The following is a 21753-nucleotide window of genomic DNA, read 5'->3' on the forward strand; positions in this document are numbered from 1 at the left end:
GAGATTGGAGCTAGCAGATGACTGTAAAAGTAACTGAACGCGACGATTCACACATGTCCCATGAAGGCGTAGCCGCAGGTGTACGGATCTGGGACGTGCATCAACAAGACATGCTGGTGGGAATGTTTCATTCCGAGACCGATGCCCATAATTACAAGGCCGAACTGGAGAAGCTGGAGCAGAACCGCGCACCGCAAAGCTCCTGACCTCACGATGACTGCCGCGCCTGCCGCCACGCATCGGCAGGCGTTTCAGAAACAACAAACCCCGCTCATGGCGGGGTTTGTTGTTTATGCGGGTTTACCACATCAGATCGTCAGGGATCTGGTAGGCCGCATACGGATCGTCCTCGTCCGGCGCCTCGGTTGGCGTGTTGAGCTGAACGATGCGCCGTGGATCGCGCTCCTGGATCTTCAGCGCGGCTTCACGCGGGATGACCTCATAACCGCCGGCATGGTGCACGATGGCCAGCGAGCCGCTGCTCAGCTTGTTGCGCATCAGGGCGTTCACCGACAGGCGCTTGACCTTCTTGTCGTCGACGAAGTTGTAGTAGTCCTCGGTGGTCAGCTTCGGCAGGCGCGACACTTCGATCAGTTGCTTGATCTGCGCGGCACGGGCCTTCTGCTCGGCCTTCTCCTGCTGCTGGCGGTTGAGTTCCTGGTCGCGCTTGACCTTCTCGGCCATGGCTTCCTGGGCCGCACGCTGCTGGGTATCGTCCAGTTCGATCTGGCCTTTGTGGGCCAGGCGTTGCTGCTTCTGTTTCTCTTTGCTGACCTGTTTGGCCTGCTTTTGGTTGACCAGCCCTGCTTTGAGCAACTGGTCGCGAAGGGAAAGGCTCATTGGTGCTCACTCACTTAGGCAACAGCCTCAGCCACAGCTGGGCAAATTCTTTTCCTGACGTTTGGCTTCGCCCCACAAGGCGTCCAACTCTTCGAGGGTGCAATCTTCCATGGGTCGGCGGCTATCGCGCAATGCCTGCTCGATAAATCGAAAGCGCCGCTCGAACTTGGCATTGGCGCCACGCAGGGTGGTTTCCGGATCGACCTTCAGATGCCGGGCCAGATTGACCACGGCGAACAGCAGGTCGCCCACCTCGTCGGCGATCGCCTGCGGGTCATTCTCGGACATGGCTTCGAGCACTTCATCGAGCTCTTCGCGGATCTTGTCCACCACCGGCAAGGCGTCCGGCCAGTCAAAACCGACCTGGGCCGCGCGCTTTTGCAGCTTGGCCGAACGGGACAGCGCCGGCAGAGCCGTGGGCACATCGTCGAGCAAGGACAACTGCAAAGGCTCTGCCGACTTCTCGGCGCGCTCCTCGGCCTTGATCTCTTCCCAGCGCTGCTTGACCTGTTCTTCATCCAGCCGCGGGGTATCCAGCGGCGCGTACAGGTCCCCGGTAGGGAATACATGGGGATGGCGACGGATCAGCTTGCGGGTGATGCTGTCGACCACGCCATCGAACTCGAAACGCCCCTCCTCCCGCGCCAGCTGGCTGTAATACACCACCTGGAACAGCAGATCGCCCAGCTCGCCCTGCAAGTGCTCGAAATCGCCCCGCTCGATGGCATCGGCCACTTCGTAGGCTTCTTCCAGGGTGTGGGGGACAATGGTGGCGTAGCTCTGCTTGATATCCCAAGGGCAGCCGTACTGCGGGTCCCGCAGCCGCGCCATCAGGTGCAACAGGTCTTCAAGGCTGTACATCGCTCACTCTCATTGCCAAACCATGTTTTCTGTAGGAGCGAGGCTTGCCCGCGATAGCGGTATGTCAGACAAATCGCCATCGCGGGCAAGCCTCGCTCCTACGCTCCGACTTTCAAGGGGTACGGTTACGGCGGGTCTCGATGATGTTCGGCAACTGGGAAATACGCCCCAGCAGCCGCCCCAACGCGTCCAGCCCCGGAATCTCGATGGTCAGGGACATCAGCGCGGTGTTGTCCTCCTTGTTCGAGCGGGTGTTGACCGCCAGCACGTTGATCCGCTCGTTGAGCAGCACCTGGGACACGTCACGCAGCAGACCGGAGCGGTCATAGGCGCGAATGATGATGTCCACCGGATAGGTTTGCACCGGCACCGGGCCCCAGCTGACCTGGATGATCCGCTCCGGCTCGCGGCCGGCCAGTTGCAGCACCGAGGCGCAGTCCTGGCGGTGAATGCTCACCCCACGGCCCTGGGTGATGTAACCGACGATCGCATCCCCCGGCAGCGGCTGGCAGCAGCCGGCCATCTGGGTCAGCAGGTTGCCAACGCCCTGGATCTGGATGTCGCCGCGCTTGCCCGGCTTGTAGCCGGTGGCCTTGCGCGGGATCAGCTCCAGTTGTTCATTGCCGCGTTCCGGCTCCACCAGTTGCTGAGCCAGGTTGACCAGTTGCGCCAGGCGCAGGTCGCCCGCGCCCAGGGCGGCAAACATGTCCTCGGCGGTTTTCATGTTGGCCTTGTCGGCCAGCTTGTCGAAATCCACCTGCGGCAGGTCGAGGCGATTGAGTTCGCGTTCGAGCAGGGTCTTGCCCGCCGCCACGTTCTGATCCCGCGCCTGCAGCTTGAACCAGTGGACGATCTTCGCCCGCGCCCGCGAGGTGGTGACATAGCCCAGGTTAGGGTTCAGCCAGTCGCGGCTCGGCGTGCCGTGCTTGCTGGTGATGATCTCGACCTGCTCGCCGGTCTGCAGGCTGTAGTTGAGCGGCACGATGCGCCCGTTGATCTTCGCGCCCCGGCAGTTGTGACCGATCTCGGTGTGCACGCGGTAGGCGAAGTCCAGCGGGGTCGCGCCTTTCGGCAAGTCGATGGCGTGGCCGTCGGGGGTGAAGATGTAGACCCGGTCCGGCTCGATATCCACCCGCAGTTGCTCGGCCAGGCCGCCGATATCCCCCAGTTCCTCATGCCACTCGAGCACCTGACGCAGCCAGGAGATTTTCTCTTCGTAGTGGTTGGAACCGGATTTGACGTCGGTGCCCTTGTAGCGCCAGTGGGCGCAGACCCCCAGCTCGGCCTCTTCGTGCATCGCGTGGGTGCGGATCTGCACTTCCAGCACCTTGCCCTCAGGGCCGATGACCGCCGTGTGCAGCGAGCGGTAACCGTTCTCCTTGGGGTTGGCGATGTAGTCGTCGAACTCTTTCGGAATGTGCCGCCACAGGGTGTGGACGATCCCCAGCGCGGTGTAGCAGTCGCGCATTTCCGGGACCAGCACGCGCACCGCGCGCACGTCGTAGATCTGGCTGAACTCCAGGCCCTTGCGCTGCATTTTGCGCCAGATCGAATAGATGTGTTTGGCCCGGCCGCTGATGTCGGCGTCGACGCCGGTGGCCCGCAGCTCATTCTGCAGCTGGTTCATCACGTCGGAGATGAAACGCTCGCGATCAAGGCGCCGCTCGTGCAGCAACTTGGCGATCTGCTTGTACTGCTCAGGCTCCAGGTAGCGGAAGGACAGGTCCTCCAGCTCCCATTTGATATGGCCGATACCGAGGCGATGCGCCAGCGGTGCATAGATGTCGAAGACTTCCCGGGCAACGCGGTTGCGCTTCTCGTCGTCGGCGTTTTTCACCGCGCGGATCGCGCAGGTCCGCTCGGCCAGCTTGATCAGCGCCACACGCACGTCATCGACCATCGCCACCAGCATCTTGCGCAGGTTTTCCACCTGGGCCTGGGTGCCGAGCACGAGGGATTGGCGGGGGCTGAGGCTGGCGCTGATCGCCGCCATGCGCAGCACGCCGTCGATCAGTTTGGCCACCACCGGGCCGAAGCGCTGGCTGACGGCCGGCAGCGGGATCTGGCCTTCCCGGACGCCACGGTAAAGCACCGCGGCCACCAGCGAATCCTGATCCAGCTTGAGGTCGGCAAGGATCTCCGCGATCTCCAGGCCAGTGCTGAAACTCGACATGTCCTCGCCGCTGAGATTCTTCGCCGCGATGTGTTGTTGCTCTGCCTCACGAGCGAACTCGCAGGCTTCTTTCAAGGCTTCACGGTCCAGTGCCATGTCGACGCTGACCGCATGATCGAGCCACGCCTCGAGATTGATACTGCCGTCGGTGTTGATCGGCTGGTGCGCTCTCACCTGTACCATCTTGCTTTACCTTCCCTACGACGCACATTCAATGCGTCAAATCGCTGACCTTCACTGCCAGTATTTCCTCGCTGGGCCGGCGAGTGCTGCCTGACGGGCCAACGGATTAGACGAGCCATCCTAGCTCGCTTCAAATAACGCCATGGCCTCGACATGTGCCGTCTGAGGAAACATATCGAGGATCCCGGCACGTTTTAACCGGTAGCCCTGTCTGACCAGTTCGACTGTGTCACGCGCCAGAGTGGCAGGGTTGCATGACACATAAACCAGGCGCTTGGCGCCCAGGCTCGCAAGCTTGCGTACCACCTCGAAAGCACCGTCCCGAGGTGGGTCCAAGAGTACCGCAGAAAAGCCTTCGCGGGCCCACTCGGCATCGCTCAGGGGCTGCGATAAATCGGCCTGAAAAAACCGGGTGTTATGCAAATTGTTGCTAGCAGCATTCTGCGCCGCACGCGCGACCATGGTCGCCACCCCTTCGACCGCCACCACTTCCCGAACGTTCTGCGCCAGCGGCAAGGCAAAGTTGCCCAAGCCACAAAACAGGTCCAGCACGCGCTCGTCGGCCTGTGGCGCCAGCCATTCCAGGGCCTGGGCCACCATCGCCTCGTTGACCCCGGCGTTGACCTGGACAAAATCCCCCGGCCGATAAGCCAGCTGCAGATTCCAGGGTTCCAGGCGATAGCCCAGGGCCTGGTCCGGGTCCACCGGTTGCGGCTCGCCTTCACCATGCAACCACAACTGGGCCTCATGGAATGCGCAGAACGCCTGGAGAATCTCCAGGTCGGCCGCGGACAACGGCGCCATATGGCGCAGCAGCACGGCAATCGCCGAACCGCTGAACAACTCCACATGCCCCAGTGCCTGCGGTTTGCTCAGGCGCTGCAGCATGGCCGGCAAGCGGCTCATGATCGGTTGCAAGGGCTGTACCAGCACCGGGCATTCGTCGATGGCGACGATGTCCTGGCTGCCGGCGGCGCGAAAACCCACTTCGAGCTTTTTCGCCTTGGCGTCCCAGCGCACCGCGACCCGCGCCCGGCGCCGGTAGCCGAACTCCGGACCGCTCAAGGGCGCTGCCCACGCCTCTGGCTCGACACCGGCGACCCGCGACAGCTGCTCGGCGAGCATGCGCTGTTTCAGGGCAAGCTGTTCGTCATGGGGCAGATGCTGCACGCTGCAGCCACCGCAACGGCCGGCATGGGCGCATGGCGCCGGGCGCCGCAAATCGCTGGCGCTGAACACCCGCTCGGTACGGGCTTCCACCACTTTGCCGTGGGCGCCCAACACGCGCGCCTCGACCTCTTCGCCCGCCAATGCGCCAGCGACGAACCAGGTACGTCCTTCCAGGAAGGCAATGCCGCGACCATCGTTGGCCAGGCGCTCGATGGTCAGGCGCTGTTTTTTCCCGACGGGTATCTGCGCAGCCCGGCTGCCGCCCGAAGGCTGGAAGCGCAGGCCTCTGACTGGCTTAGCCATCAGTTGGGCGCATCGAAGATGCCGGTCGACAGGTAACGGTCGCCACGGTCACAGATGATCGCGACAATCACCGCGTTTTCGACTTCGCGGGACAGGCGCAACATCGCCGCCACCGCACCGCCCGAGGACACGCCGCAGAAGATGCCTTCTTCGCGGGCCAGGCGCCGGGTCACCTCTTCGGCTTCGCTTTGCGCCATGTCGACGATGCGATCGACGCGACTGGCCTGGTAGATCTTCGGCAGGTATTCCTGCGGCCAGCGGCGAATGCCGGGAATGGCCGAGCCTTCCATCGGTTGCAGGCCGATGATCTGCACGTTCGGGTTCTGTTCCTTCAGATAACGCGAGGTGCCCATGATGGTGCCAGTGGTACCCATGGAGCTGACGAAATGGGTGATGGTGCCCTCGGTCTGCCGCCAGATTTCCGGGCCGGTGCCGGTGTAGTGCGCCTCCGGGTTGTCACCGTTGGCGAACTGGTCGAGCACCTTGCCACGACCTTCGGCCTGCATCCTTTCGGCCAGGTCGCGCGCGCCTTCCATGCCCTCTTCCTGGCTGACCAGGATCAGTTCGGCGCCATAGGCGGTCATCGCCGCCTTGCGCTCGGCACTGGAGTTGTCGGGCATGATCAGGATCATCTTGTAGCCCTTGATCGCCGCGGCCATGGCCAGGGCAATCCCGGTGTTGCCCGAGGTCGCTTCGATCAGCGTATCGCCGGGGTGAATCTGCCCACGCAGCTCGGCGCGAGTGATCATCGACAGCGCCGGGCGGTCCTTGACCGAACCCGCCGGGTTATTGCCCTCGAGCTTGAGCAGCAGGGTGTTGCTGGTGACGCCAGGCAGGCGCTGCAAACGGACCAGCGGGGTGTTGCCGACGCAATCGGCGATGGTGGGGTACTGCAAGGTCATGGCGTATTCGCAATCCGGACTGCGGGGGCGACTATCATACCGGCAAACGTTCGCAGGCCATATCACGCAAAGTGAGGGTCTTATGGCTTAACGATATAAGGCAGCGAATCAGCTTCGGGCGAAGGCGCTTCCATCACAACCGTAGCCCGCAGGCGCATGTTCAAACGCAGCCCACGCCCGGTATTTTCCGCCCACAGCTGGCCGCCCTGACGCTGCACGGCGTTGCGCGCAATACTCAACCCCAGGCCAAAACCGCCATGGCCCGGGCGCGAGCCGTCGAGGCGGGTAAACGGATCGAAGATCCGCTGCAGATCGGCGTCGGCCACGCCAGGCCCTTCATCCTCCAGCCACAGCAACCAATGCTCGCCCTGGCGCTGGCCGTCCAGCAGCACACGACCGCCCGCGGGCGAATGGCGAATGGCATTGCGCAGAATGTTTTCCAGGGCCTGGGCCAGGGTATTGAGATTGCCCCGGACCCAGCACGAGGCGTCCAGCGCGCACTGCAGTTGCGTGGCGGACCAGGCGCTTTCGAAGCAGGCGTTTTCCGTGAGCATTTCCCACAGGGCCTGGATCTGGATGTCTTCCTCGGCCAGCGGTGCCCGCTCGGTGTCGAGCCAGGCCAGTTGCAAGGTGTCGTCCACCAGCCGCTGCATGCCATCGACTTCCCGCGCCAGCCGCTCGCGCAGTGCTGGCAGGCTCTGCTCGCCATCACAGGCGACCCGCAGGCGACTCAGGGGCGTGCGCAATTCATGGGAAAGATCGCGCAGCAATTGTTGCTGCAAGGCCACCGTGCCCTGCAGGCGCTCGGACATCTGGTCGAACGCCCGGCCCAGCTCACCCAACTCGTCCTGGCGACTGGTGGTCTGGCTCGACAGCCGCGCATTCAGTTGATCGGCGCGCCAGGCGTTGGCCTGTTCGCGCAGCTGGTTCAGCGGCACTACCAGCAGTCGATACAGCCCGACACACAGCAGCAGTGTGAACAGGCCGGGAATCACCCCATTGGTCAGCACCCGCCAGAACACCCGGTAGCGCCCGGGCATGAAGCGCTGGGGCAACTCGATCACCAGGCTGCCGGCGGACGGGTCGTTGGGAAACGCAATCTTCAGCCAGGGCAAGCCACGGGTATGCCGACTGACCGGCCAATCCAGGCCGCGCAGGAACGTCAGGTGCTGGCTCTCGGCTTCGCTCAGCGGATAACTGCTCAGCGATTGCAGGTCGCGGCCGATGACCCCGACCCAATGGCGCTCGCGCTCGGCCATGCCCTGCAGCCAGGCATCGACCCCGGCGCTCTGCCCCTGGTTCCAGGCCCGTTCGGCTTCGGCGGCGTAGCCGGTCAGCGTGCCGCGGGCCTCGTCGGAAAGGAACAGGTTCTTCTGTTCCATGTAGCGGCCCCAGGACCAGCTCAGCCAGATCATCAGCAGGCAGAACGCGACCAACAGGCAGGCCAGCTTCCAGAACAGCGAATGCCTGCCGGGCAGCTCAGGCCATTTCATCGACGGCACTCAGCACATAGCCCTTGCCCCAGACCGTGCGCACTTCCCGCGCGACATAACCGATGGCCTTGAGTTTGCGGCGGATCTGGCTGATGTGCATGTCCAGGCTGCGATCATGGGGCGCATAGCCGCGCTGCAGCACATGCTGATAAAGGAAGGGTTTGCTCAGGACCTCGTCGCCGTTGCGGTTGAGCGTCTCCAGCAGGCGGTATTCGCTGCGGGTCAGCCCGGCCCACTGTTGCCCGTAATGCACGTCGCACAGCTCGTCGTCGAAACGCAGGCCCTGGGCTTCCTGCCTGAGCGGCGCCGGGGCCGGCCGGCGATCCAGGGCCACGCGCCGCAGGATGGCTTCGATCCGTACCCGCAGCTCGGCCATGCTGAAGGGCTTGGGCAGATAATCGTCGGCCCCCAGGCGAAAACCGCTGATGCGATCGGCCTCGGCCCCCAGCGCCGACATCAGCAGCACCGGCGTGGAATGGCTCTGGCGAAAATGGGTGAGCACCGTCAGCCCGTCCATCCCCGGCAGCAGGATGTCCATCAGCACCACATCGAAAGGTTGCTGGCGAGCCATCGCCAGGCCTTCCTGGCCGTTCTGGCACCAGGTGACATCAAACCCACAACGGCACAATTGCTCGTGCACGTAGGCACCGAGCACCAGGTCGTCTTCGATACTCAGGATCCGGGGATGGCCGACAGATACGGGATTCATTAGCTTCTGCAAGTAATTCTCAGTTGGGCGATTATTCAAGATTGTCCGCGGCCGGGCAACCGACACCGGTCGACAAAGCGCTCGCTAACCCGCGGCATCTGAGCGGTTCGACGGTTAATTTTGCGAAGATTGCGGCAAAGCAAATGGCTACACTGCGCAGGTGGTGCGCACCGGATGTGCGCAGGGTTCATTCAAAACGGCGTGGTAGCAGGAGAGTTGCGTGCTTAAGAAACTGGGGATCAAAGGCCGCGTGCTGTTACTGACCTTGCTGCCAACCAGCCTGATGGCGTTGGTGCTGGGCGGTTATTTCACCTGGATGCAGCAGTCGGACCTGCAAACCCAGCTTCTGCAACGCGGCGAAATGATCGCCGAGCAACTGGCGCCCCTGGTGGCACCGGCCCTGGCCCACAAGAACACCGCCCTGCTGGAACGCATCGCCACCCAGTCCCTGGAACAGCAGGACGTGCGCGCAGTGACCTTCCTCGCGCCCGACCGCACGCCCCTGGCCCATGCCGGCCCGAGCATGCTCAACCAGGCGCCGACCGGTAACGGCAGCCAGATGCTGCAACGCACCGGCAGCGACGCCACCCGCTATCTGCTGCCGGTGTTCGGCCGCCACCGCAACCTGGCCGGCGACCTGATTCCCGATGAGTCCGACCGCCTGCTCGGCTGGGTCGAGCTGGAGCTGTCCCATAACAGCATGCTGTTGCGCGGCTACCGCAGCCTGTTCGCCAGCCTGCTGCTGATTATCGCCGGGCTGATCTGCACCGGCCTGCTGGCGCTGCGCATGGGGCGCACCATCAACAACCCGCTGAGCCAGATCAAACATGCCGTTACCCAACTCAAGGACGGCAACCTGGAAACCCGCCTGCCCTTGCTCGGCAGCCAGGAGCTGGACGAACTGGCCTCGGGCATCAACCGCATGGCCGGTACCCTGCAGAACGCCCAGGAAGAATTGCAACACAGCATCGACCAGGCCACCGAGGACGTCCGGCAAAACCTGGAAACCATCGAGATCCAGAACATCGAACTGGACCTGACGCGCAAGGAGGCCCTGGAGGCCAGCCGGATCAAGTCGGAATTCCTGGCCAACATGAGTCACGAAATCCGCACACCGCTCAACGGCATCCTCGGTTTCACCCACCTGTTGCAGAAAAGTGAACTGACCCCGCGCCAGCTGGATTACCTGGGCACCATCGAAAAGTCCGCCGACAGCCTGCTGGGAATCATCAACGAAATTCTCGACTTCTCGAAAATCGAAGCCGGCAAGCTGGTGCTCGACAGTATTCCGTTCAACCTGCGCGACCTGTTGCAGGACACCCTGACCATCCTCGCCCCGGCCGCCCACGCCAAGCAGCTGGAACTGGTCAGCCTGGTGTATCGCGATACCCCGCTGTCGCTGGTGGGCGACCCGCTGCGCCTCAAGCAGATCCTCACCAACCTGGTGAGCAACGCCATCAAGTTCACCCGCGAAGGCACCATCGTCGCCCGCGCCATGCTCGAAGAAGAACACGAAGACAGCGTACAACTGCGCATCAGCATTCAGGACACCGGCATCGGCCTGTCGAACCAGGACGTGCGCGCCCTGTTCCAGGCCTTCAGCCAGGCCGACAACTCGTTGTCGCGCCAGCCTGGCGGTACTGGCCTGGGGCTAGTGATTTCCAAGCGCCTGATCGAACAGATGGGTGGCGAGATCGGCGTCGACAGCACGCCCGGCGAAGGTTCGGAGTTCTGGATCAGCCTGCGCCTGCCGAAAACCCGCGACGACGCCGAAGACCTGCCCGCCCCGCCGCTGCTCGGCAGGCGGATCGCGGTCCTGGAGAACCATGAGCTGGCGCGCCAGGCCCTGCAGCATCAGCTCGAGGACTGCGGCCTGGAAGTGACGCCGTTCAATACCCTGGAAGCCCTGACCAACGGCGTGACCGGAGTGCATCAGACCGAACAGGCGATCGATCTGGCGGTGCTCGGCATCACCACCAACGACATGCCGCCGGAACGCCTCAACCAGCACATCTGGGACCTCGAACACCTGGGCTGCAAAGTACTGGTGCTGTGCCCGACCACCGAACAGACGCTGTTCCACCTGTCGGTGCCCAACCCTCACAGCCAGTTGCAGGCCAAACCGGCCTGCACCCGCAAACTGCGGCGCGCCCTGGCCGACCTGGTCAACCCCAAGGTGGTGCGCAACGAGCCGAGCGAACCGATCGCCAGTCGCCCGCCACGGGTGCTGTGTGTCGATGACAACCCGGCCAACCTGCTGCTGGTGCAGACCCTGCTCGAAGACATGGGCGCCAAGGTGCTCGCGGTCGACAGCGGCTATGCGGCGGTCAAGGCGGTGCAGAATGAATCCTTCGATCTGGTGATGATGGACGTGCAGATGCCCGGCATGGACGGCCGCCAGAGCACCGAGGCGATTCGCCAGTGGGAGAGCGAACGCAACTGCACGCCGCTGCCGGTGATCGCCCTCACCGCCCACGCCATGGCCAACGAAAAACGCGCGCTGCTGCAAAGCGGCATGGACGACTACCTGACCAAGCCCATCAGTGAGCGGCAACTGGCTCAGGTGGTGCTGAAGTGGACCGGTCTGGCCCTGCGCAACCAGGGACCGGAACGCACTGGCGAACCGTCCGGCAACGGCCTCGAGCTGCAAGTGCTGGATCACGACGAAGGTTTGCGCCTGGCCGCCGGCAAGGCGGACCTGGCCGCCGACATGCTGGCGATGCTCCTGGCCTCGCTGGAGGCCGACCGGGAAGCGATTCGCGCCGCCCGTGCCGCCAACGACCACAATGCGCTGATCGAACGGGTCCACCGTCTGCACGGGGCGACCCGCTACTGTGGAGTGCCGCAGTTGCGCGCCGCCTGCCAGCGCAGCGAAACCCTGCTCAAGCAGGAAGACGTCAAGGCCTTCGCCGCCCTCGACGAACTCGAACGGGCCATCAACCGCCTGGCCACGGAGGCCCGCATCAACGCCTGACCCAGGGCAACGACAGGTTTGCCCCGAAGGTTCATGCTCGGGGCAACCTCCCACAAGGACGACGCCATGCGCACGATTCTCTTCAGCAGCCAGAACTATGACCGCGACAGCTTCCTCGGTGCCGAGTTGCCGCCGGGCATCGAGCTACAGTTCCAGGCCGCGCGCCTGAGCCTGGATACCGCGGCGCTGGCGGAGCACCACGAGGTGGTCTGCGCCTTTATCAATGACGACCTGAGCGCCCCGGTGCTGGAGCAACTGGCCGCCGGCGGCACGCGCCTTATCGCGCTGCGCTCGGCCGGCTACAACCATGTCGACCTGGCCGTGGCCAAACGCCTGGGCCTGAGCGTGGTCCGGGTCCCGGCCTATTCTCCCCATGCCGTGGCCGAGCACGCCGTGGCCCTGATCCTGGCGCTGAACCGCCGCCTGCACCGCGCCTACAACCGCACCCGCGAAGGCGACTTCAGCCTGCACGGCCTGACCGGCTTCGACCTGGTGGGAAAAACCGTCGGCATCGTCGGCACCGGGCAGATCGGCGCCACCTTTGCCCGGATCATGGCCGGCTTCGGCTGCCAGTTACTGGCCCACGATCCCTTCCCCAACCCGCAAGTCGAGGCCCTGGGCGCACGTTACCTGAGCCTGCCGGAGCTGCTGGCCCAGGCGCAGATCATCAGCCTGCACTGCCCGCTCACCGCCGACAGCAAACACCTGATCAACCGCCAGAGCCTGGCCCGGATGCAACCGGGCGCAATGCTGATCAACACCGGCCGCGGCGGCCTGGTGGATACCCCGGCGCTGATCGAGGCCCTGAAGAACGGCCAACTGGGCTACCTGGGGCTGGATGTCTACGAAGAGGAGGCGCAGCTGTTCTTCGAGGACCGCTCCGACCTGCCGCTACAGGACGACGTGCTGGCGCGGCTGCTGACCTTCCCCAACGTGATTGTCACCGCCCACCAGGCGTTCCTCACCCGCGAGGCCCTGGCGGCGATCGCCGACACCACCTTGCACAACATCGTCGCCTGGGCCGCCGGTGCGCCCTGCAACCGGGTGGAAGGCTGAGTCGACGGACCGGCGGTAAGCGAAGGTCATCTGCCTGCAACCTGAGCTATCGGGGTGCGTGCTAGCATACGCGCCAGATTTGGAGGACCCATGGTCGAACACGATTTCCGCTACAGCCTGATGAACCCGCAACACACCCTGATCGAATGCCGCGCCCTGGTGCCCGGCCGCTATCAGGTCACCGGCAACGGTGGTTCCATCCGCAACGACGACGTGCTGATCGTCACCCTCAAGGGCAGCAAGGACCTGTCGATGCGCCTGACGGTGGAAACCGTGCGGCACCTGATCAACCCGGTCGGCCAGTGGGTCGCCGTGGCCCGTGGTCCGGTATTCGGCGAGCTGGCGATCCATCAGTGGCAGGTCAACTGCGACAGCTGCGCGGCCGAGCTGAGCTTCGAGTTCGCGGTGGACGCCAAGCTGGGCAGCAAGGCGCAAAAGCCCGCGGCCAGCGCGCGGATCGCCGAGCTGGGCTGGATCAGCGAAGGGGAAAAACACCTCTGCCCGAAATGCCAGCGAGCCGCCCAATGAAACGCCTGGCGTTGACCGCCGCGTTCGGCGCCGGCCTGCTGGGTTGCGCGGCGGAGCCGGTGAAACTGCAGCAGGACCGCAGCTACATCCTGGAGTGGATCGGCGAACGTCCGTTGATCGACTACAGCCACCTGACCATCACCCTCGGTGAAGACGGTCGCGCCTACGGCAACGGCGGCTGCAACCACTGGTTCGCGCCCTATACCCTGGACGGCGACAAGCTCAGCTTCGGCAAGGTCGGCAGTACCCGCAAGCTGTGCGCGCCAGCCCTGATGGAGCAGGAACGACGCTTCCTGCAGGCGTTGGAAACCGTCCAGCGCTGGGACATTTCCCCAATCGAGCAAGTGCGCTTCTGGCCGGCCGAAGGCAAGCCGTTGCGCTGGTGGCTCGAGGAAGGTTGATACCGCCCCTCCTGTAGCCGCTGCCGCAGGCTGCGATAAGGTCCGCAGGACCTTCAGCGATCCCGAGATCGCAACGGCCTTGCAGGCCGATCGCAGCCTGCGGCGGCGGCTACAGATCAATGCCCGCGCAAGGCTTCCAGCTTCGCCATCACGCCCGCCGCGGTCTGTTCGCCCATCAGTTGCTCACGCACCTTGCCCTGGTCATCGATGATGTAGGTCACCGGCAAGCCTTCGCTGCGTGGCAAATCGAAAATCTCCGCCGGATTCTGTGCCAGCACAGTGAACTTGATCCCCAGTTTTTCACTGGCGCTCTTCAGTTCTTCGCCCTGGACGTTATCGAAATTGACCCCCAGCACACTCACCGGCTGGCCCTTGAGCCCTTCGGCCAATGCATTGAGCTCGGGAATCTCGGTGCGGCACGGCCCACACCATTCGGCCCAGTAATTGAGCACCAGCCACTGCTTGTCCACGCGCTCGGCGGCGACTTTCCGGCCATATTGATCGACCCCGTAATCGTTACCGCAGCCGCTCAGCAACAAGGTGCCGATGATCGCCAATGCCGCTGCCAGTTGCCTTGCCATGCCTTGATCCTTGTATTGAAAAAAACCGTCAAACCCGCTTTCTCGTGCGACCCATCGCCTCGCAAGGTTCAGGACTGCCCGTCGCACAGGTAGAATAGCCGCCACCTTACGCAAGATGCGACCCGCCCATGACCGATCTGACGCTTTATCACAACCCGCGCTGCTCGAAATCCCGCGGTGCGCTGGAACTGCTGGAAGCCCGTGGCCTGACTCCAACCGTGGTCCGCTACCTGGAAACCCCGCTCGAGGCCGCCCAGCTGCAAAGCCTGCTGGGCAAGCTCGGGATCGGCGCCCGCCAGCTGCTGCGCACCGGCGAAGACGAGTACAAGACCCTTAACCTGGCCGACGCCAGCCTCAGCGAAGCGCAGCTGATCGCCGCCATCGCCGCGCACCCGAAACTCATGGAACGGCCGATTCTCGAAGTCGGCGACAAGGCCATCATCGGCCGGCCGCCGGAAAACGTGCTGGAGATCCTGCCTTGAGTACGCCGTACATCCTGGTTCTCTACTACAGCCGCAACGGCTCGACCAACGAGATGGCCCGGCAGATCGCCCGGGGCATCGAACAAGGTGGCATGGAAGCGCGCCTGCGCACCGTGCCGGCGATATCCGCCGACTGCGAGGCCGTGGCCCCGAGCATCCCGGAAGACGGCGCGCTGTACGCCAGCCTCGACGACCTGAAGCACTGCTCCGGCCTGGCTCTGGGCAGTCCGACCCGGTTCGGCAACATGGCCGCGCCGCTGAAGTACTTCCTCGACGGCACCAGCAACCTGTGGCTGACCGGCGCCCTGGTGGGCAAGCCGGCCGGGGTGTTCACCTCCACCGCCAGCCTGCACGGCGGCCAGGAAACCACCCTGCTGTCGATGATGCTGCCGCTGCTGCACCACGGCATGCTGATCACCGGCCTGCCCTACAGCGAATCGGCCCTGCTGGAAACCCGTGGCGGTGGCACGCCTTACGGGGCCAGCCACCATGCCGGCGCCGATGGCAAGAGCCCGCTGAACGAGCACGAGGTCGCCCTCTGCCGCGCCCTGGGCCTGCGCCTGGCCAAGACTGCCCTGCAACTGGAGAGCAGCCGTGGCTAAAAAGCCGAAGATCCTGCCGGCCATCGAATGGCTGGAGCCGCGCGTACGCATCACCCGGGTGCTGAGCCTGATCTGCTTTTTCGGCCTGGTCGGCCTGCTCTGCGGCTACTACCTGTTCGTCGCCGACCTGCACGGCGCCCGGCCCTGGGTGATCCTGCTGATCGAACTGGTGCCGCTGCTGTTGATGGCGCCGGGCATGCTGGTGGGCAGCGCCCGCGGGCATTCCTGGATGTGCTTCGTGGTGAACCTGTATTTCATCAAGGGCGCGCTGGCCGCCTACGACCCGAACCGGCAACTGTTCGGCATCCTGGAAATGCTGGCCAGCCTGGCCGTGTTCTGCTCGGCCCTGCTCTACGTGCGCTGGCGCTTCCAGCTCAACCGCAAGCTGGCGGGCGAAGGCCAGCTCAGCGCCGCCTGACGGCGCGCTATCGCGGGCAAGCTTCGCTCCTACAGAGCACCCAGTACTTCTGTAGGAGCGAAGCTTGCTCGCGATGAACGATGACGCGGTACTCCAGGGAACACGCCCCGATCAGTGATTGACCGTATACGCCAGCATCATCGAGATCTGGCACAGCGGCCGGCCACTTTCGGCGTGCCACTGGTTGAAGGCGCCCTGCACGGTGGCCAGGTCCTTGAGGCTGCTGGGCACCTTGTCGATGATCTGCTGCGCATTCAGCGCCGCCACCACGTCATAGGTCGGTACGAAGGTGTCCTTGCCGACCATTCGCAGAAAGCGCGGGGCCGACAGGCCGCCCAACTGGTGACCGTGCTTGGCCAGGTACTTCCACAGGCCGACGATATCGGTCACCGGCCAGTCGGCGATCAAGGCGCCGAAACTGCCCCTCTCCTTTTCCACGTCGAGCACCATCTGCGCGTTGCGCGGCACGCTCTTGAGCTTGCCCAGGTGGCGAATGATCCGCGTGTCCTGCATCAGCCGCTCAAGGTGTTCGGCGCCCATCAGCACCACTTTCTGTGGGTCGAAGCCAAAGAACACCTCTTCGAAGGCCGGCCACTTGGCGTCCACCAAGCTGTGCTTCAAGCCGGCACGGAATACCCGCAGGGCCAGGGTCGAGAGGTAACGGTCATCGCTGATCTTGCGCAATTGCGCCGGGGTTTTCGGCACCGGCAGATGGGCTTCCAGCTCGGCCGCCGAACCGAAGCGGTTCAGACAGTATTCGTGCAGCCACTTGTAATCGCGCATGCCCTCTCCTAATGACGATAAAGAAACGGCGCTCGAAGGAGCGCCGTGATTCCACGATACAGAGCCGCGAGACGACTCAGAGGTTCACCACATTGACGAAACGCGAAGCCGCGGTTTCATCGATCTTCAGGCTGGTGAAGTCGAACAGGTTGCGGTCCGCCAGCTGCGACGGCACCACGTTCTGCAGGCCGCGGAAAATGCTTTCGGTACGGCCCGGGGTCTTGCGTTCCCATTCCTGGAGCATTTCCTTGACCACCTGGCGCTGCAGGTTTTCCTGGGAGCCGCAGAGGTTGCACGGGATGATCGGAAACTGCTTGAGGTCGGAATAGGCCTGGATGTCCTTCTCGCTGCAATAGGCCAGGGGTCGGATCACCACATTACGCCCGTCGTCGGCCCGCAGCTTGGGCGGCATGGCCTTGAGCGAGCCGTTGTAGAACATGTTGAGGAAGAAGGTCTCGACGATGTCGTCGCGATGGTGACCCAGGGCCATCTTGGTCGCGCCGATCTCGTCGGCGAAGGTGTACAGGGTGCCGCGACGCAAGCGCGAACACAGCGAACAGGTGGTCTTGCCTTCCGGTATCAGCTCCTTGACCACCGAATAGGTGTCCTTCTCGACGATGTGGTATTCCACACCCAGTGTCTCGAGGTAGGCCGGCAATACGTGCTCGGGGAACCCGGGCTGCTTCTGGTCCATGTTCACGGCGACGATGTCGAACTTGATCGGTGCAACCTTCTGCAGGTGCATCAGCACGTCGAGCATGGTGTAGCTGTCCTTGCCGCCGGACAGGCAGACCATGACCTTGTCGCCGTCTTCGATCATGTTGAAGTCGGCGACCGCTTCCCCGGCCTGGCGGCGCAAGCGTTTCTGCAGTTTGTTCTGGTTGACCGTAAGAGTGCCCATGGCGCTTGAAATCCGCGGTGTGTGACGAAAAGCCGGTCATTTTACGCAAAAACCGCGCGCGGGCGAAGCGCCGGGCGCCAGCCGACCGATCAAATCGCCGAATGCGATTACCAGCCGCGCCGACAGCGCGATTTGCTCTAACACCCATGACCTTTGCAGGTCAGTCCTTTCTATACTGCGACATAAGGTCGCACGCATATTCAGACCTTTACTTACTTGGCCGCTGGCCCGTAGGCGCTCCGTTGGGGGGCGATGGCAATAACAAAGGAGTGACTGACTATGATTCATCATGTCGTGGGACTCTTCACCCACCCCGATCAGGAATGGCGAGAAATACGTGGCGACGAAGAGGAAAGCATCAGCCACATGTACCTCACCCACACGCTGATTCTCGCGGCGATTCCGGCGATTTCGGCGTTTATCGGCACCACCCAGGTCGGTTGGGTCATCGGCAATCGAGCACCGGTCATGCTGACCATGGAAAGCGCGCTGTGGATGACCATCATGTCGTACCTGGCGATGCTGGGCGGGGTCGCGGTCATGGGCGCCTTCGTCCACTGGATGGCCCGCACCTACGACGCCAGCCCGAGCCTGGCGCGCTGCATCGCGTTCGCCACCTATACCGCGACACCCCTGTTCATCGGCGGCCTGGCGGCGCTGTATCCGCACATGTGGCTGGGCATGATCGTCGGCACGGCCGCCATCTGCTACACCGTCTACCTGCTGTATGTCGGGTTGCCGACCTTCATGAACATTCCCTCGGACGAAGGTTTCCTGTTCTCAAGCTCCGTACTGGCCGTTGGGCTGGTGGTGCTGGTCGCGATCATGGCGTTCACCGTGATCGTCTGGGGTCTTGGCGTCGGCCCCGTTTACACCAACTGACGTCGCTCAAAAAACCAACACAATCTGCCAACACGGGCCGCCGCAAGGCGGCCTTCCAATCTGCGCAACGACCATTCGGCGCCTGGACGATTCGGAATGCATCGGCTTTGCGGCATACTCACCCGCTCTGGAGAGCCGTTAAGCATGCCCGAGCAACTCAATACCCGCGTCGAAGACTGTTTCCAACTCGCTGAATCCTTTTTCAAACGACCTTTCAAACGCCCGGTGGTCAGCCTCAAGTTGCGCGGCCAGAAAGCCGGTGTCGCCCACCTGCACGAGAACCTGCTGCGCTTCAACCCGCAGCTGTACCGGGAAAACACCGAAGACTTCCTCAAGCAGACCGTGGCCCATGAAGTCGCGCACCTGATCGCCCACCAACTGTTCGGCGAGCGCATTCAGCCCCACGGCGAAGAATGGCAACTGATCATGCGCGGCGTGTACGAACTGCCGCCCAATCGCTGCCACACCTACGAGATCCAGCGCCGCAGCGTGACCCGCTACATCTACCGCTGCCCCTGCGACAACGACTTTCCGTTTTCCGCCCAGCGCCATCGCCTGGTCGCCCAGGGCCGACGCTATCTGTGTCGGCGTTGCCGGCACACCCTGGTATTCAGCGGCGAGATGCGGGTGGAATGAACCCGGCCCGGCGCCCTACAGGATGATCCGGCCCTGGCGTAGCTCAGCGATGCGCTGCGCGCTGTAACCCAGTTCGGCCAGCACCTGGTCGCTATGGGCGCCCAGTTCCGCCCCGATATGCCGCGGCTCCGGCAGCCCCTGGGAAAACTTCAACGGACAGGCCATCTGCGCCTGGTAGCTGCCATCGCCACGCGGCACCTGGCTGACCAGTTGCCGTGCCTGCAACTGCGGATGCACCACCGCCTCCGCCAGGCCCAGCACCGGTTCGACGCAGGCGTCGACCCCAGCAAACAACTCGCAGAGCTCGGCAAAATCGTGCTTCTCGAACTCGACCTGCAAGGCCTGCTTGAGCGCCTGCTGTTGTTCCGGCTGCGGCGACAGCCCCTGGGCCGCCAGTTCCGGACGCCCCAGGGCCTTGCACAGCGCCTGCATGAACGGCGGCTCCAGGCTGCCCACCGACAGCCAGCGGCCATCCCGACTGCGGTAATAGTCATAGAAGCTGCCGCCGTTGAGCACCTGCTGCTCCGCCGCGGGTTCGATCCCGCACGCCAGGTAGCCGGCCCCGGCCATGGCGTTCAGGCTGAACACGCAATCGGTCATGCTCACGTCCAGGTGCTGCCCCAGGCCGCTGTGCTGGCGGGCAATCACCGCCGCCAGCAGGCCGATGACCCCATGCAGCGAACCGCCGGCGATGTCCGCCGCCTGGATGCCCAGAGGCAGCGGCCCGCTGTCCTTGCGCCCGGTGTAGCTGGCCAGGCCCGCCAGGGCCAGGTAATTGATGTCGTGGCCGGCGCGATCCCGGTACGGGCCGGTCTGGCCGTAACCGGTGATCGAGACATAGATCAGCTTCGGGTTCAGCGCCTTCAACGCCTCATAGCCCAGCCCCAGGCGCTCCATCACCCCGGGGCGGAACTGCTCCAGGACGATGTCGTATTCCAGCACCAGTTGGCGGATCACCTCCAGCGCCTCGGGCTGCTTGAGGTCCAGCGCCAGGCTGCGCTTATTGCGATTGAGGTAGGCATGGCTGGCGGAGACGCCCTGATCGTGGGGCGGCAGCACGCGCAGCAGGTCCATGCGGGTCGGCGATTCGATGCGCAGCACCTCAGCGCCCATGTCCGCCAGCAGCAAGGAGGCGAACGGCCCCGGCAGCAGCGTGGAGAAATCCAGTACCTTGAGTGACGCCAGTGGCCCGTGCATGAGCACCCTCCCTTGCCGATTGACTGCCCACAGAGTAGGCAGCGTCTCGAGGTCCGGCAATCACCGCAAGCGCCACCCGGGCTGACCGTTGCGCTCAAACCTCGGGCATGAAAAAACCCGCCGCAGCGGGTTTTTCATCGACGCGGTGAAGTTACTTCACGGACGTCGGGGTTGGGCCTTCGGCAACGCCCAGGTCATCTTCTTCGCGAGTGTCGCTGATAGCACGGCCACCAGAAGCCAGCTCGCTCTGCAGCTTGTCTTCGTCCAGTTCCTTGACCCACTTGGCAACCACTACGGTGGCTACTGCGTTACCTACCAGGTTGGTCAGCGCTCGGGCTTCGGACATGAAGCGGTCGATACCCAGGATCAGCGCCAGGCCGGCCACCGGCAGGTGACCCACCGCCGACAGGGTTGCCGCCAGCACGATGAAGCCGCTACCGGTCACGCCCGCAGCACCTTTGGAAGACAGCAGCAGCACCAGCAGCAGGGTGATCTGGTGAGTGATGTCCATGTGGGTGTCGGTCGCCTGGGCGATGAACACGGCCGCCATGGTCAGGTAGATCGAAGTACCGTCGAGGTTAAAGGAGTAACCGGTGGGGATCACCAGACCCACTACCGATTTCTTCGCGCCCAGGCGTTCCATCTTGATCAGCATGCGTGGCAGGGCCGATTCCGACGAGGAAGTACCCAACACGATCAGCAGTTCTTCACGGATGTAGCGGATCAGCTTCAGCACGCTGAAACCGTGGGCACGGCAGATGGCGCCCAGCACCACCAGCACGAACAGCACGCAGGTGATGTAGAAGCAGATCATCAGCTGGCCCAGTTGCACCAGCGAACCCACGCCATAGGCGCCGATGGTGAAGGCCATGGCACCCAGCGCACCGATCGGCGCGAGCTTCATGATCATGTTGATGATGTTGAACATCACATGGGCGAAACGGTCGATGAAGTCCAGCACCGGCTTGCCGTAGGCACCCAGGCGGTGCAGGGCGAAACCGAAGATCACCGAGAACATCAGCACTTGCAGGATGTCGCCGTTGGCGAAGGCGCCGACGATGGTGTTCGGAATGACGTTGAGGATGAAGCCGACGATGCTCTGGTCCTTGCCAGCGGTGACGTAGGCCGCCACTTTCGAGGCATCCAGGGTGGACACGTCGATGTGCATGCCGTTGCCCGGCTGCACCACGTTGACCACGACCAGGCCGATCAGCAGGGCGATGGTCGAAACGATTTCGAAGTACAGCAGCGCATAGCCACCGGTCTTGCCCACCGATTTCATGTTCTGCATGCCCGCGATACCGCTGACGACCGTACAGAAGATGATGGGCGCGATGACCATCTTGATCAGTTTGATGAACCCGTCACCCAGCGGCTTGAGGGCCACACCGGTCTGCGGGTAGAAGTGACCGAGCAGGATGCCGATGGCGATGGCAACGATCACCTGGAAATACAGGGATTTGTACAGTGGCTGACGAGTCGTCATTGCAAAGTTCCTCAAGAGCACCGTTGCACACCATCCATCGATGCACACGACGCCTAAAGTGCGAACCCTCCTGCACTGGAGGGATTTGTTGTGTAGAGCTGCGGGGAACACCTTTCGTTGCTCCCTTCTCCTTGCTCGCTATCGCAAAGCCCGTGCCAGCTTGCCCAGAATCCCTGAAGGTCTTTGGACATC

The 21753-nt window shown here is 63.5% G+C and carries 22 protein-coding genes; 10 read left to right on the forward strand and 12 right to left on the reverse strand.

The features are described 5' to 3' along the window. Window positions 1-17: 17 nt before the first annotated feature. The gene (locus AC07Y9_RS03930) at window positions 18-206 is read left to right on the forward strand and encodes a hypothetical protein (protein WP_102679050.1); all 189 of its coding nucleotides are present in this window, start codon (window positions 18-20) and stop codon (window positions 204-206) included. A 94-nt stretch (window positions 207-300) separates the two neighbouring features. On the opposite strand, the gene AC07Y9_RS03935 is transcribed toward AC07Y9_RS03930, so the two are convergent. From AC07Y9_RS03935 to AC07Y9_RS03965, 7 genes are all read right to left on the reverse strand, one after another. Then, window positions 301-840, reverse strand: coding sequence for a DUF2058 domain-containing protein (locus AC07Y9_RS03935; RefSeq protein ID WP_062824977.1), 540 nt, complete (start codon window positions 838-840; stop codon window positions 301-303). 27 nt (window positions 841-867) lie between these two features. Then, window positions 868-1701 carry a nucleoside triphosphate pyrophosphohydrolase gene (gene mazG, locus AC07Y9_RS03940; RefSeq protein ID WP_102679049.1) on the reverse strand — a complete coding sequence of 278 codons (834 nt, stop codon included), beginning with the start codon at window positions 1699-1701 and terminating at the stop codon, window positions 868-870. A 112-nt stretch (window positions 1702-1813) separates the two neighbouring features. Next, complete coding sequence (gene relA / locus AC07Y9_RS03945) at window positions 1814-4057, reverse strand: GTP diphosphokinase (RefSeq protein ID WP_007927768.1); 2244 nt, start codon at window positions 4055-4057, stop codon at window positions 1814-1816. Between the two features lie 120 nt (window positions 4058-4177). Next, complete coding sequence (rlmD, locus tag AC07Y9_RS03950; protein WP_007927761.1) at window positions 4178-5530, reverse strand: 23S rRNA (uracil(1939)-C(5))-methyltransferase RlmD; 1353 nt, start codon at window positions 5528-5530, stop codon at window positions 4178-4180. Continuing rightward, complete coding sequence (cysM, locus tag AC07Y9_RS03955) at window positions 5530-6432, reverse strand: cysteine synthase CysM (RefSeq protein WP_007927760.1); 903 nt, start codon at window positions 6430-6432, stop codon at window positions 5530-5532. The genes rlmD and cysM overlap by 1 nt, the downstream gene beginning before the upstream one ends. 80 nt (window positions 6433-6512) lie before the next feature. Further along, on the reverse strand, window positions 6513-7925 hold the full coding sequence (locus AC07Y9_RS03960; protein ID WP_102679048.1) for a sensor histidine kinase: 1413 nt from the start codon (window positions 7923-7925) through the stop codon (window positions 6513-6515). Next, window positions 7912-8634 (reverse strand): response regulator transcription factor, encoded by a 723-nt coding sequence (locus AC07Y9_RS03965; protein WP_102679047.1) that lies wholly within the window; start codon window positions 8632-8634, stop codon window positions 7912-7914. Before AC07Y9_RS03965 ends, AC07Y9_RS03960 begins: the two co-directional genes overlap by 14 nt. 220 nt (window positions 8635-8854) lie before the next feature. On the opposite strand from AC07Y9_RS03965, the gene AC07Y9_RS03970 reads away from it, so the two are divergent. From AC07Y9_RS03970 to AC07Y9_RS03985, 4 genes are all read left to right on the forward strand, one after another. Continuing rightward, the gene (locus tag AC07Y9_RS03970) at window positions 8855-11608 is read left to right on the forward strand and encodes a response regulator (RefSeq protein WP_102679046.1); all 2754 of its coding nucleotides are present in this window, start codon (window positions 8855-8857) and stop codon (window positions 11606-11608) included. A 66-nt stretch (window positions 11609-11674) separates the two neighbouring features. Next, window positions 11675-12664, forward strand: coding sequence for a 2-hydroxyacid dehydrogenase (locus AC07Y9_RS03975; protein WP_102679045.1), 990 nt, complete (start codon window positions 11675-11677; stop codon window positions 12662-12664). A 90-nt stretch (window positions 12665-12754) separates the two neighbouring features. Next, on the forward strand, window positions 12755-13192 hold the full coding sequence (locus AC07Y9_RS03980; protein WP_009050281.1) for a hypothetical protein: 438 nt from the start codon (window positions 12755-12757) through the stop codon (window positions 13190-13192). Further along, complete coding sequence (locus tag AC07Y9_RS03985; protein WP_007927741.1) at window positions 13189-13593, forward strand: META domain-containing protein; 405 nt, start codon at window positions 13189-13191, stop codon at window positions 13591-13593. The genes AC07Y9_RS03980 and AC07Y9_RS03985 overlap by 4 nt, the downstream gene beginning before the upstream one ends. 116 nt (window positions 13594-13709) lie before the next feature. Here the strand turns inward: AC07Y9_RS03985 and AC07Y9_RS03990 are convergent, their stop codons facing one another. After that, window positions 13710-14174: a TlpA disulfide reductase family protein gene (locus AC07Y9_RS03990; protein WP_007931800.1), complete on the reverse strand. Its 465-nt coding sequence runs from the start codon at window positions 14172-14174 to the stop codon at window positions 13710-13712. 128 nt (window positions 14175-14302) lie between these two features. Here AC07Y9_RS03990 and arsC point away from each other — a divergent pair, with 128 nt between their 5' ends. Genes arsC through AC07Y9_RS04005 form a run of 3 tightly spaced genes read left to right on the forward strand, consistent with a single transcriptional unit; the run spans window position 14303 to window position 15676 of the window. Further along, a complete protein-coding gene (arsC, locus tag AC07Y9_RS03995; RefSeq protein WP_102679044.1) occupies window positions 14303-14656 on the forward strand; it encodes an arsenate reductase (glutaredoxin) in 354 nt (117 codons plus the stop codon). Then, complete coding sequence (gene wrbA / locus AC07Y9_RS04000; RefSeq protein WP_007931797.1) at window positions 14653-15258, forward strand: NAD(P)H:quinone oxidoreductase; 606 nt, start codon at window positions 14653-14655, stop codon at window positions 15256-15258. Before arsC ends, wrbA begins: the two co-directional genes overlap by 4 nt. Continuing rightward, window positions 15251-15676, forward strand: coding sequence for a DUF2069 domain-containing protein (locus tag AC07Y9_RS04005; protein ID WP_102679043.1), 426 nt, complete (start codon window positions 15251-15253; stop codon window positions 15674-15676). Before wrbA ends, AC07Y9_RS04005 begins: the two co-directional genes overlap by 8 nt. 111 nt (window positions 15677-15787) lie before the next feature. Here the strand turns inward: AC07Y9_RS04005 and AC07Y9_RS04010 are convergent, their stop codons facing one another. Continuing rightward, window positions 15788-16459: a DNA-3-methyladenine glycosylase I gene (locus tag AC07Y9_RS04010; RefSeq protein WP_102679042.1), complete on the reverse strand. Its 672-nt coding sequence runs from the start codon at window positions 16457-16459 to the stop codon at window positions 15788-15790. A gap of 76 nt (window positions 16460-16535) precedes the next feature. Next, a complete protein-coding gene (gene ttcA / locus AC07Y9_RS04015) occupies window positions 16536-17360 on the reverse strand; it encodes a tRNA 2-thiocytidine(32) synthetase TtcA (RefSeq protein WP_007931792.1) in 825 nt (274 codons plus the stop codon). 279 nt (window positions 17361-17639) lie between these two features. Here ttcA and AC07Y9_RS04020 point away from each other — a divergent pair, with 279 nt between their 5' ends. Together AC07Y9_RS04020 and AC07Y9_RS04025 are read left to right on the forward strand one after the other, a co-directional pair. Beyond that, window positions 17640-18242 (forward strand): Yip1 family protein, encoded by a 603-nt coding sequence (locus tag AC07Y9_RS04020; protein WP_007931790.1) that lies wholly within the window; start codon window positions 17640-17642, stop codon window positions 18240-18242. A gap of 144 nt (window positions 18243-18386) precedes the next feature. Next, the gene (locus tag AC07Y9_RS04025) at window positions 18387-18878 is read left to right on the forward strand and encodes a SprT family zinc-dependent metalloprotease (RefSeq protein WP_007931787.1); all 492 of its coding nucleotides are present in this window, start codon (window positions 18387-18389) and stop codon (window positions 18876-18878) included. A gap of 15 nt (window positions 18879-18893) precedes the next feature. Here the strand turns inward: AC07Y9_RS04025 and AC07Y9_RS04030 are convergent, their stop codons facing one another. Together AC07Y9_RS04030 and AC07Y9_RS04035 are read right to left on the reverse strand one after the other, a co-directional pair. After that, window positions 18894-20075 (reverse strand): CaiB/BaiF CoA transferase family protein, encoded by a 1182-nt coding sequence (locus AC07Y9_RS04030; protein WP_102679041.1) that lies wholly within the window; start codon window positions 20073-20075, stop codon window positions 18894-18896. Window positions 20076-20226: 151 nt separating this feature from the next. Further along, window positions 20227-21561 (reverse strand): dicarboxylate/amino acid:cation symporter, encoded by a 1335-nt coding sequence (locus tag AC07Y9_RS04035; RefSeq protein ID WP_102679040.1) that lies wholly within the window; start codon window positions 21559-21561, stop codon window positions 20227-20229. Between the last annotated feature and the right edge of the window lie 192 nt (window positions 21562-21753).

The sequence above is a fragment of the Pseudomonas sp. GW456-L12 genome (genome assembly GCF_059424045.1).